General features: G+C 28.5%; 11 protein-coding genes. 10 read left to right on the top strand and 1 reads right to left on the bottom strand.

The features are described from left to right. Positions 1 to 163: 163 nt before the first annotated feature. The 5 genes from BLS77_RS06655 to BLS77_RS06635 all read left to right on the top strand — a co-directional run bounded on the left by BLS77_RS06655 (position 164) and on the right by BLS77_RS06635 (position 5,311). Complete coding sequence (locus BLS77_RS06655; RefSeq protein WP_089967188.1) at positions 164 to 1,186, top strand: hypothetical protein; 1,023 nt, start codon at positions 164 to 166, stop codon at positions 1,184 to 1,186. Positions 1,187 to 1,215: 29 nt separating this feature from the next. Beyond that, on the top strand, positions 1,216 to 2,103 hold the full coding sequence (locus BLS77_RS06650; protein ID WP_089967186.1) for an ABC transporter ATP-binding protein: 888 nt from the start codon (positions 1,216 to 1,218) through the stop codon (positions 2,101 to 2,103). A gap of 5 nt (positions 2,104 to 2,108) precedes the next feature. After that, entirely contained in the window at positions 2,109 to 2,885 is a 777-nt protein-coding gene (locus tag BLS77_RS06645) for an ABC transporter permease (RefSeq protein ID WP_089967184.1), read from the top strand. A gap of 303 nt (positions 2,886 to 3,188) precedes the next feature. After that, a complete protein-coding gene (locus BLS77_RS06640; protein WP_089967182.1) occupies positions 3,189 to 3,908 on the top strand; it encodes a response regulator transcription factor in 720 nt (239 codons plus the stop codon). 2 nt (positions 3,909 to 3,910) lie between these two features. Beyond that, complete coding sequence (locus tag BLS77_RS06635; RefSeq protein ID WP_089967180.1) at positions 3,911 to 5,311, top strand: HAMP domain-containing sensor histidine kinase; 1,401 nt, start codon at positions 3,911 to 3,913, stop codon at positions 5,309 to 5,311. Positions 5,312 to 5,430: 119 nt separating this feature from the next. On the opposite strand, the gene BLS77_RS06630 is transcribed toward BLS77_RS06635, so the two are convergent. Next, positions 5,431 to 6,543, bottom strand: a complete 1,113-nt coding sequence (locus BLS77_RS06630; protein ID WP_089967177.1) for a DEAD/DEAH box helicase — start codon at positions 6,541 to 6,543, stop codon at positions 5,431 to 5,433. Between the two features lie 321 nt (positions 6,544 to 6,864). Between BLS77_RS06630 and BLS77_RS06625 the strand changes: the two genes are divergently transcribed. The 5 genes from BLS77_RS06625 (at position 6,865) to BLS77_RS06605 (ending at position 11,734) form a co-directional block, all read left to right on the top strand. Next, positions 6,865 to 9,000: a BglG family transcription antiterminator gene (locus BLS77_RS06625; protein ID WP_089967175.1), complete on the top strand. Its 2,136-nt coding sequence runs from the start codon at positions 6,865 to 6,867 to the stop codon at positions 8,998 to 9,000. 11 nt (positions 9,001 to 9,011) lie between these two features. Beyond that, a complete protein-coding gene (locus BLS77_RS06620; RefSeq protein ID WP_089967173.1) occupies positions 9,012 to 9,830 on the top strand; it encodes a transketolase in 819 nt (272 codons plus the stop codon). Positions 9,831 to 9,843: 13 nt separating this feature from the next. Further along, a complete protein-coding gene (locus tag BLS77_RS06615) occupies positions 9,844 to 10,764 on the top strand; it encodes a transketolase family protein (RefSeq protein ID WP_089967171.1) in 921 nt (306 codons plus the stop codon). A gap of 215 nt (positions 10,765 to 10,979) precedes the next feature. Beyond that, entirely contained in the window at positions 10,980 to 11,426 is a 447-nt protein-coding gene (locus BLS77_RS06610) for a PTS sugar transporter subunit IIA (RefSeq protein ID WP_089967169.1), read from the top strand. Between the two features lie 23 nt (positions 11,427 to 11,449). After that, positions 11,450 to 11,734, top strand: coding sequence for a PTS sugar transporter subunit IIB (locus BLS77_RS06605; RefSeq protein WP_089967167.1), 285 nt, complete (start codon positions 11,450 to 11,452; stop codon positions 11,732 to 11,734). Positions 11,735 to 11,753 lie beyond the last annotated feature (19 nt).

Genomic DNA, 11,753 nt, shown 5'->3' with positions numbered 1-11,753 from the left:
TTGCTTATTAAAAATATATTAGACATTGTAAAATCAAGAATACTGCTCTGTTATTTATTTGTAGATTCTTTATTTAAGGTTTATTTAAGCTTGAGATTACATTCATGTAAGGTTAGTAATTTAAAATAAGAATTAGTAAGACAAAAGAAGATTGGAGGACAAAATGATAAAGTGGGAATTAAAAAAATTAATTAAATCTAAAAGTACGTTAATGTCATTAGGAGTACTTTGTTTAGTGTTGATAATATCCATATTTATAAAGCCAACATTAGAAACTGAAAATAATTACTTTGATGATAATAAAGGTTTTGTAGTAGATAGTAGAGCTGGATTAGAAATAGCTAAAGAAAAATTTCAAATGAAAGTAGAATCTTTAGAAGAACAAGCTAATTTAACTGATAATGATAAAGATTCTAAAATACTTAAATCTATGGCAGAAGAGAAAATAAAAAGTATAGAGGGTATGAATTATGAAGAGGTAGGATTTTGGCAAGTGTTTACTTACAGGGCTACAAACCCTCTTATAAACATAGGAATGCTTGTAATTATAATGATACTTATATCTAATTTATATACGGATGAAATAATAAGCTCTGTACGAGATATAATACTTTCTTCAAAGGAGAAAAAAAGAGCTTTAAATTCTAAAATAGTAATTGCACTTTTAATACCTATAGTAATCTATAGTATATATTTGGTAGGGGTATTTACTATAACTTATATACAAAAAGGAAGTCCGGTTAATGGTGAATTAGAGGCTGTTAGAATAATTAATCATATATCAATCTTAAAAGGTAATCCAACTATTGTAGAAAATGTTTTAAGAAATATAGCTGTAGCACTTTTAATGTTTGAAGGATGGGCAATGATATTAATGTTATTCTCATTTATAAGTACAAGTTCTATAGGGTCAATAAGTGGTTTTGGATTATTTATTGCATTAACAAAAGCTATATCAGCAGTTAAGATACTTCCATCAACTTTAGTATTAATGTTTTCATATAGCAATTATTATGACTTAATGTTTATGTTTAATACTCTAATAGGAAGTTATATGGGATCAATTAATATATTTGGATATAATATGGATCTTATGAATTTAGCAATAGTAATGTTAGGAGCCATATTTGCAATTGCAACAGCATTGAGCGTATGGGTAACTAGAACAAAATATATAAACAGATAAATATATAACAGATAAATGGAGGAGTTAATATGAATAAATTAGAAATTAAGAATTTAACTAAAGTATATGGTAAGAAAAAAGCTAATGATGGAATAACAGTAACATTAGAAAATGGTGTTTATGGATTACTTGGGCCAAATGGAGCTGGAAAAACAACATTAATGAAACAAGTAACAACATTAGTAAAACCTGATGACGGATTAATATGTTATAATGGCAAAAATATATTTGATATGGGTGATGAGTATAGAGACATTATTGGATATTTGCCACAAGAGTTTGGAGTTTATAAAAACTTTACAGCAAAGCAGTTTTTAGAGTATGTAGGTGCTTTAAAAGGACTGAAGAGTAAAGAATTAAAAAGCAAAATAGATGAATTATTAGAATTAGTAGGGCTTTATGAAGTGAGAAACAAAGCTGTAGGAAAATTTTCAGGAGGAATGAAGAGGAGAGTTGGAATAGCTCAAGTTTTATTAAATGATCCTAAAATAATAGTTTTAGATGAACCAACAGCGGGGTTAGATCCACAAGAGAGAACTAGGTTTAGAAATCTAATAGCTAAAATATCAAGAGATAAAATAATAATACTTTCAACTCATATAATATCAGATATTGAATCTGTAGCTAGGGAAACTATAATGGTTAAAAACGGGAAGCTTCTTATGAAGGGAACTCATAAGGAAATATTATCTGATATGGCTAATAAGGTTTATAGTATAAGTGTTAAGGATGAAAGTGAAGTTGATAGAATCCAAAGCCAATATAAGGTTGTAAGCATTCAAAGAGATGTAGATTCAACTGTACTTAGGGTAGTATCTAGTGAAATTCCAAAGGAAGCTAATATACAAGCTGAACCTGCAAGATTTGAAGATGTATATATGTTCTATTTTGATTTAGAAGATGCAAAAGAGGTGTAGTAGATATGATAAATTTAATAAAATCAGAATTAAGAAAAACATTAGGTAAAAAAAGCATTTTAATAATTTGGATATTATTTTTAGGGTTTTCAGGATTATTAATTAGAAATTTTGAAACTTTAGATACTTATTCAGATGTATTTAGTAAAATAGAAGGGTGCATACCGTTTATTGGGTTAGTTATGTTTATAGTTATATCAGGTAACTATACAAAAGAATATGAATCAAGCATGGTAGGGTTAATAAATTCTACAAAAAATGGTAGAAAGAATGTAGTAATAGCTAAAGCTATAGCAAATGGAATAGCTTTATCCTTAATAAATATTTCAGCAGTATTAGTAATGGGAATAAAGGCATTTAAATATGAAAATTTCCAAAGCTTAGATATACCAATTAAACAATTATGGTATTTTGAAAATAGTGGATCGAATATTACTGTATTGCAAATGTACTTAATAGTTATAGCATCTGTTATAGTAGGTTCATTTGTATTCGCACAAATAGGATTAGCTCTATCATCTGCCTTTAAATCTGCAACAATGCCATTTATATTAGGCGGATTAATTATGGGAATTTCTTATTTTGGGTTAGCATTTGTTCCAGAAAAAATGGTGAAATTTATGGCACTAACACCAAACTGGATGATGATGAGCCAATTAATAGTCAGGTATGAAGTTCCTATAACAATTAGGATTTTATCTGGTATAGTTGCAGTATCATTAATAATACTATTACCAATGATAGCATATAAGAATTTTGTAAATAGTAAAAGATTATTATAATAAATCTATTTTAGGCACTTAAAAAAATAATAGACTAGTAAATTGGTTTATTATTTTTGAAAGAACCTTAGGAAGTCACAAACAAATAACTAAAAATGTAGGTAGGGAGGAATTTATATTTAAATTCCTCCCTACTTTAGTACAAGGAATATTAAAAAAAATATAAGGTTAATTTAGAAGATAAATGTAGTAAAATAAGAAAATATAAGAGATGAGCATTTGCAAAAAATAAATAGCCAAAATCCTAGTTTGCTTTGAAGTGGGATTGTTATTTTTTAGAACTCTTAAACTGAGGAGGAAGTTATGGATAATAAAATATTAATAGTAGATGATGAAAGAGAAATATTAAAGCTATTAGAAACTGTCTTAAGAAAAGAAGGATTTAATAACATATATACGGCAACTACAATGAGAGAAGGATTATCTGAATTTGAAAGGATAAATCCAGACTTAGTTATATTAGATATAATGTTACCAGATGGTCAGGGATATGATGCATGTAAAATAATTAGGACAAAATCTAATGTGCCAATACTATTTTTATCAGCAAAAACAGAAGAATTAGATAAAATATTAGGATTTGCAATAGGTGGAGATGACTATATAAGTAAACCTTTTAGCCCTAAAGAGGTAGCGTTTAGAGTAAAGGCTCATTTAAGAAGAGCAAATTATGTTAATGAATCAGCAAATAATGTGGTAGAGATAGAAAAAGAGGATATTATAAAGTTTGGACCATATATGTTAAATGAAAGTAGAGCAGAATTAATAAAAGGTAAAAAGCATATAGATTTAACCGCTAAGGAATTAAAGATACTTTCTTTACTAGCACATTATCCAAATCAAATTATAAGTAAAGAAAGGTTATGTGACAAGGTATGGGGAGAAGAGTATATAGGATTTGATAATACAATAATGGTACATATGAGAAGGTTAAGAGAAAAGGTTGAGGATGATCCATCAAAGCCAAAGTATATTCTAACAGCAAAAGGGCTTGGATACAAACTATCAGTAAAGGAAGAGTAATTATGAAGTGGAAAGTAACGGGTAGATTTATAGGAACTATTGTTGCAGTAGTTATATTAGTAGCAATAATAAATATTATTACTATATTTATGGTATATATTATAAGCTTAAATAATGAATGGAAAAGAGGGGACTTGCAAGGTAGACCAGAGCAATTTGTAAGAGACTTTGAGCAATATATATATGAAGATGATGGAAAACTAGAAATAGCACAAAATGGACAGGAAATATTAAAAAATAAGGCTGGGTGGATACAGGTTTTAAATGATAATGGTGAAGTGCTAAATGAGTTCAATGTGCCAGAAGGAGTGCCTAAAAAATATACACCTTTTGAGATAGTTAATAACTATAAATATATAGAGAGTTATTATATAAATTTTATTCTAGAGAAGCAATTAAGTGATAAGCACGTTAATATTATAATTGCATTACCTAGTGATGAAGTAGGCAGAATAACTATAAGTTATTCTAAAGAGGCATTAATAGAATTTATTAAATCAATAATAACTTTAGGTTTAATTATTGATGCTATTATTGCATTAATATTTGGATATTTATTTAGTAGAAAATTAACTAAGCCTATTTCAAAACTAATAGGGGGAGTAGATACCCTAGCAAAAGGGGAATACAGTTTATATATAAAAGAAGATGGAGTATATAAAGGTGTATTTGAAAATGTAAATAGATTAGCTGATACTTTAAAAATAAATGAGAATGAAAGAGAAATGCTAGAAAAAATGAGAGAGGAATGGCTAGCAAACATAACTCATGATATAAAAACGCCTCTTTCATCAATACAAGGGTATGCAGAAATTATAGGTGATGAGGAATATGATTTTTCTAAAGAGGAAATTCAAGATTATAATAAAATAATATATAGTAAATCAAAATATATAAAAGAATTAGTTGATGATTTAAATTTATCAACAAGACTTAAAAATAATAGCTTGGTTTTAAATAAAAAGAATACTAATTTAGTTAGTCTAATTAGGAATATAGTAATAGATATATTAAATGATAGTAGATATGAGAATAGAAATATAGAATTTATTAGTAGTATGGAAGTTATTGAAAAAGAGATAGATGTTATTTTAATAAGAAGAGCAGTAACTAATTTGATTTTCAATTCAATGGTTCATAATAATGAAGAAGCTTCAATAAAAGTAGAAATTAGAAAAAAGGACAAAGTTGAAATAATAATAAAAGATAATGGAAGAGGAATAAAAGAAGAGGAACTTAAATATATATTTGATAGATATTATAGAGGAACAAATACAGGTGAGGCTCATAAGGGCTCTGGATTAGGATTAGCTATATCAAAAGAAATTATTAAAAATCATGGTGGAGAAATTGAAATGATTAGTGAATTAGAAAAGGGAACCGAGGTTAATATTATATTATAGAACTAAGTAAATTTAATGGAATGTTTTTATAATTAAATAAAAAAAGTACTATTTCGTGTATTTCTACGCGGAATAGTACCTTTTAAATTAATTCTAAAACATTACAATGTTCATCTATATTATATATTTAATTCTCTTCTAGGTATTTTGAATTTGATTTTTGATTCTATTTCATCTAAAATCTTTTGGTTTTTTGGATCTATGAACATACATGTATATCCTGCTTCTCCAGCTCTTCCAGTTCTACCTATACGATGAATGTAAATTTCAGCAGTTTCAGGAATATCATAGTTATATATATGAGTAACTCCACTTACATCTAATCCTCTTGATGCTACATCAGTAGCTATAAGATATTGAATATCTGCTTTTCTAAAAGATCTCATTATTCTTTCACGTTTCGCTTGAGGGATATCACTATGTAATTTCTCAGTTTTAATACCACGTCTGCTAAGTCCCATTTCAAGCTCATCAGCTCTTCTTTTAGTTCTACAGAATATAATAGACATAAATGGATTATCTTCTGCTAAAGCAGCACATAAAGCATCTTGTTTTTTTCTGTCTGTAGTTTCAACAACAAATTGCTTAATGCTATCAAGGGTAATTTCCTCTTCTTTAGTTACAGTAATAATACTTGGATCAACCATGTATCTATAAGCAAGTTTTTTTACTTGAGAATCCATAGTTGCAGAGAAACAAAGTATTTGACGTTTCTTTGGAGCTTTACTCATAATAGTGTCAACTTCATTTTTGAATCCCATAAATAACAGTTGATCAGCTTCATCTAAAACTAAAGTTTTTAATGTGCTAAGATCAACAGTTCCTCTTTCGATATGATCTATAAGTCTACCAGGAGTTGCAATAACTAAATGAATGTTTCCTTGTAGCTTTTTAACTTGTGATCCTACATCTTTTCCACCATAAGCTGCTAATATTTTTATATCTTTAGCCTCTTTAAGCTTCTTTGCTTCCTCAGTTATTTGAATAGCAAGTTCTCTTGTTGGAGAGATAATTAATGCTTGAACTGAATTATTAGTTAGTGATATATTCTCAATAATAGGAAGTAAAAAGGCAAGGGTTTTCCCAGTACCAGTTTGAGCTTCAGCTATAACATCTTTTCCTTGTTTAATTAATGGAATACTTTGTTCTTGAACTGGAGTTGCCTCTGTGATTCCAGATTTTTTTAATAAGTTTACTATTTCTTCATTTATTCCTAATTGTTTAAAATTCATTATTTCATACCTTTCGTTTTTAGAATATAGTTTAGACACCTTGATGTGTCTAGGTTAAGCAATATTTATTTTAAAATATTAATAGATACGCTATGATTACTTAATAATAGCATAATGTACTAGCGAATACTAACATAATTGGTGGTATATAAGGTAAGAAAAAGAAACTTAGGAGTAAAAATGCTTTTAAGCAATTTTGTGAACTTAATATTACTAATAATAAGTTCATATTTTCACATTTAAACAGAAGAGAAAAGTATATATACGAGATACAAGTGATAAGACTATATTTATATAATATAGGAGAGGGGATTTGGTAATATGGAGCTTAATAAAGAATGTATGGAGATACTTCAATACATGATTGAAAAAGATGACTATGTGCAATTAGAAGAAATAGCTGCAAGATACAAAATAACTAATCGAGGAATACGATATAAAATTGATAAAATTGAATCTTTCTTAGTGAAAAATGGATTTGGATACTTTGATAAAAAGTATAAGAAGGGTATAAGAATAAACGACACCCTTAAAGTAAAGGAATACATGCAAAAATTCATAGGAGAATATACACCTTATAAATATGTATATTCAAAATATGAAAGAAAACTTTTTATGACTTTAAAGCTACTTCAAAGCAATGAGTATATAAAAATTAAAGATTTTGAAGAAAAGTTATGTGTATCAAAGAATACATTATTAAAAGAATTAGATGAAATTGGTTATGAATTAGAAAAGTATGATTTAAAACTAGTTAGAAAGCCAAGATTAGGACTTATAGCAGATGGGTTAGAAATGAATAAGAGAAATGCTGTAATAGATATAATGGCTAAAAGTGTATCAGCAGAGGATGTTGTAAATTATGTTTCAAAAAAATCAATTCAATCGAAAATAAATAACTTACAATTCAGCACTTTATTTGAAGATATAGATATAGATTTTATAGATAGATTAATAAAGAAGGCTGAAATAGATTTAAAAAGGGAATTTAGCGATGAGGCATATGGCGGTCTTATAACTCACTTATCAATAATGATAAAAAGAGTTCAATTGGACAAAGTGATTTATCTTCCAGAGCTAGATGATGGATTTGTTAAAAGCACAGTAGAATACCAAGTAGCACTAGAAATAATAGGAAAGATTGAAGAATATTATAATATTGTTGTTCCAGAAATGGAGTCATGTTATATAGTTATACATCTTTTAGGAGCAAAAGTTGTTAACAATACATTTCAAGCTGGGGATACTTGTGGAGAAAATGAGTTGCAAAGCTTAATAAAAGTTATGACTGAATATGTAGAGTCAATCTATAATATAAATTTAAATAATGAGAGAGAAGGATTATATCAGGGTTTATTATTGCACCTAAGACCAAGCCTTTATAGAATAAAATATGGTTCTAGAATAGAAAATCCATTGTTTGATAGAATTAAGCAAGAGCAAGGCAATTTATTTAAAGTTGTAGAAGCTGCTTGCAAATACTTAGAAGAGTTTATAGGCGAAGAACTTGGAGAACACGAAACTTCGTATATAGTTCTTCATTATGCAGCAGCACTTGCTAGATATAAACAAAGAATAGATGGGAAAACAAGGATAATAATAGTATGTGGATCTGGAATTGGAGCATCTAAAATGATAGCTTCTAAAATATCAGAAAGATTCAACTTAGACATAATGGGAACTTATGGAAGTAGAAATGTTGATGTGGAGTTAAAAAGTACTTGTGATTTTATAATAAGTACAATAGACATTGGAGGATTAAATAAAGACGAGTACATAAAAATATCTCCACTGTTTTCAGAAAATGATATTAAGAAATTAGAAAAGTATTTAGTTCCAGTTGCAAAAAAAGAACAACAGGGAGAAGAACTTTTACTAGTAAATAGAATATTAGCTAAAGTAAAAAAACATTGTGAAGTAAGAGATGAGGAACAATTACGATATGAAATTTTATATGAGTTAAAAAAGCAAAATGAAAAAGAAATTAATAAAGTAGAAAAAAATTCCCTTAAAGACTTCATAAAAAGAGAAAACATAGAACTAAAGTTAAATTGTAAGGATTGGATAGATGCAATAGGTAAAGCATCGGATATCCTAATAAAGAAAGATTCTATAACAGAAAAATATAAAGAAGGCATAATTGAAAACTTTGAGAAATTAGGACCATACATGGTTATCGCACCAGGAATATGCCTAGCGCATGTAGATAGGACAGATGAAATAAATGAAACATGTATGAGTTTAGTAAATTTAAAATATCCAATTAAATTTAATAGTGAGTTTAATGATCCAGTAAAATTAATACTAACTTTCGCTACAAAGGACAAGCAATCACACTTAAATGCACTATTAGAATTTATGAGTTTGATAAATAATTCAAAAGATTTAGATAGGCTTATGACCACTTCATCTAAAGATGAAGTAAGAGAAATATTAAAAAAATATAAAAGAATGTAGGAGGAATTAATATGAGAATAGAGGAACTTAATTTCCTTAAAGAAAGATCAAATGAAGTTAGAAGATTATTAGTGCAAGAAATTCACAGTGCAGGCAAAGGGCATTATGGTGGAAGCTTATCAATAGTTGATGTATTGGTATTACTATATAACAAAGAAATGAATATAGATGTCAAAAACCCTAAAATGGAAGGTAGAGATAGATTCGTTTTATCAAAAGGCCATGCAGGCCCAGCTTTATATGCAACATTAGCAGATAAAGGATACCTAGAAAAGGAAGCTTTATTAACGTTAAATAAAGAAAATACATTATTACCAAGTCATTGTGACATGAACAGAACAAATGGAATAGATATGACAACAGGATCACTGGGTCAAGGAATTAGTTGTGCTGTTGGTATGGCAAAAGCTTCTAAAATAAAGAAGGATAATGCATATATTTATTGTGCTATTGGTGATGGAGAATGTAATGAAGGACAAGTTTGGGAAGCCGCATTAGCAGCATCTTCATTTAAATTAAATAATTTAATTTTATTTGTAGATTACAATAAGATGCAACTAGATGGACAATTAGTAGATATAGTTGATATGGGGAAAATGGATAAGAAGTGGGAAGCATTTGGATTCTTTGTTAAAAATGTTGATGGACACAATATGCAAGAAATGCATGAGGCGATAGTTGAAGGTAAAAAACAAGATAAGCCAGTTGCCATTATATTAAACACAATAAAGGGAAAAGGCGTTTCTGTAATAGAAGAGGCAGGATACAAGAACCATAGTATGGGATTAACAGAAGAACAATTAACAAAAGCTTTAGAAGATTTAAAGTAAGGGGGATATAATTATGGAAATGAGACAAGTTTTATGTGACACAATGAAAGAGTTAATGGAAAAACATGAAAATATAATATTTATGGATGCTGACTTAGCAGAGGCAAATGGAACAATGCCACTTAGGAAAATATTTAAAGAAAGAGCATTTGATGTTGGGATAAGTGAACAAAACATGGCAAGTATGGCAGGGGGAATGAGTGCTTATGGAATGAACCCATATATTTGTACATTCACAGCATTTGCATCAAGAAGAATATGTGACCAAATAGCAATTTCACTAGCATATGCGAAGCAAAGTGTTAAAATTATAGCTACAGATGCAGGTATTGCAGCAGAAACAAATGGTGGAACTCACATGAGCTTTGAGGATATTGCAGTTTTAAGAAGCATACCTGGTTTAGTAATAATTGATGTAGTTGATGAAGTTCAATTAAGAGAAGTTTTATTAAATACAGTTGATTATAAAGGTGTTGTTTATATAAGAATGCCAAGAAAAGAAGTACCAAGAGTACATGGAGAGGACTATAAATATGACATGCTAAAAGCAGATGTGTTAAAAGAAGGAGAAGATGTAACAATATTCTCAACTGGTTTAATGACAAATGCAGCATTAGAAGCTAGCAAAATATTAGAATCAAAAGGTATAAATGCTGAGGTTATTTCTATTCCAACAATAAAACCCTTAGATGAAGAAACAATTATTAAGTCATTAGCAAAAACTAAAAAGGCAGTAATAATTGAAAATCATAATGTAATGGGTGGATTATATAGTGCAATTGCAGAAGTATCATGCAGAAAGTGCCCTACATTAATGAGAAGTCTAGGAGTTTTGAATCATGTTGGAGAAGTTGGAGGAATGAAATTTTTAGCTAAGAAGTATGGAATGACAGCTGAAGATATAGCACGAGAGTGCACAGAGTTAGTAAAATAGAAATTTATTAGTACTTAGGGATATTTGAATAAATAGAAAAAGGGCAAGCTGAAAATGCATGTCCTTTTTCTGTTTAATAGGTAGAAAAATAAATAAGTTCATTTCTTCACTTTTAATTAGAAATAGAAGGTGGTGTAAACCTATTCAAGTAGGGGGAGAAATATAATATAATGATATTGTAGCAAGGGAGTTAAATAAAGTACGGGGTGAACAAAATGTTAGCAAAAATAATAACACAAGAATTTATAAAAGTACAAGTAGATTGTAAAGATTGGAAAGAAGCGATAGAAAATGGAGTAGCTATGTTAGAAGAAAAGGGCATAGTTGAAAAAAGCTATAAAGAAGAAATATTTAAAAATTTTGAGAATTTAGGACCATATATGGTAATTGCACCTGGAATTGTATTATCACATGCGAGACCAGAAGCTGGAGTAAATAAAACTGGAATGAGCATAATGACTTTGAAAAATCCAATCAAATTTGGAAGTGAGTTGAACGATCCAGTTACATTAGTACTAACATTAGCAGCAAAGGATAATACGGGACATGTTAGCTTATTATCTAAATTAATGGAAATGTTAATGAATAGTAAAGATTTAGATATGATTTTTAACGCAAAATCGGTTAAAGATGTAAGTAATATTATAAAAAAATATAAATAAATAAAATTTAGGAGGAATTTATTATGAAAATTTTAGTGTGTTGTGGGTCAGGTTTAGGAAGTAGTTTTATGATTGAAATGAATATTGAAAATGTTTTAAGGGATTTAGGAATAAAGGGTATTGAGGTAGCTCATTCAGATTTATCTTCAGCAAAAGGAACTCCAGCTGATGTTTATGTAGCAACAAGAGATCTTTCAAGTAGATTAGAAGGGTTAGGCGGAGAAGTTATTTCATTAAACAATATGATAGATTCAAAGGAATTAAAAGAAAAATTAGTAGAAGTATTAAAGAAATTAAACCATATATAAGAAAAGATAATTAAATTGG

Source organism: Clostridium gasigenes, assembly GCF_900104115.1.
GTDB classification, from domain to species: Bacteria; Bacillota; Clostridia; order Clostridiales; family Clostridiaceae; genus Clostridium; species Clostridium gasigenes.
The sequence above is the reverse complement of the archived record's forward strand: the minus strand, read 5'-3'. Positions and strand labels throughout refer to the sequence as shown.

Bases quoted from the DNA above. Each gene is read 5' to 3' on its own strand.
- BLS77_RS06610 (WP_089967169.1), top strand. From the start codon at position 10,980: ATGTTAGCAAAAATAATAACACAAGAATTTATAAAAGTACAAGTAGAT.
- BLS77_RS06630 (WP_089967177.1), bottom strand. From the start codon at position 6,543: ATGAATTTTAAACAATTAGGAATAAATGAAGAAATAGTAAACTTATTA.
- BLS77_RS06625 (WP_089967175.1), top strand. From the start codon at position 6,865: ATGGAGCTTAATAAAGAATGTATGGAGATACTTCAATACATGATTGAA.
- BLS77_RS06650 (WP_089967186.1), top strand. From the start codon at position 1,216: ATGAATAAATTAGAAATTAAGAATTTAACTAAAGTATATGGTAAGAAA.
- BLS77_RS06655 (WP_089967188.1), top strand. From the start codon at position 164: ATGATAAAGTGGGAATTAAAAAAATTAATTAAATCTAAAAGTACGTTA.
- BLS77_RS06645 (WP_089967184.1), top strand. From the start codon at position 2,109: ATGATAAATTTAATAAAATCAGAATTAAGAAAAACATTAGGTAAAAAA.
- BLS77_RS06615 (WP_089967171.1), top strand. From the start codon at position 9,844: ATGGAAATGAGACAAGTTTTATGTGACACAATGAAAGAGTTAATGGAA.
- BLS77_RS06635 (WP_089967180.1), top strand. From the start codon at position 3,911: ATGAAGTGGAAAGTAACGGGTAGATTTATAGGAACTATTGTTGCAGTA.
- BLS77_RS06605 (WP_089967167.1), top strand. From the start codon at position 11,450: ATGAAAATTTTAGTGTGTTGTGGGTCAGGTTTAGGAAGTAGTTTTATG.
- BLS77_RS06640 (WP_089967182.1), top strand. From the start codon at position 3,189: ATGGATAATAAAATATTAATAGTAGATGATGAAAGAGAAATATTAAAG.
- BLS77_RS06620 (WP_089967173.1), top strand. From the start codon at position 9,012: ATGAGAATAGAGGAACTTAATTTCCTTAAAGAAAGATCAAATGAAGTT.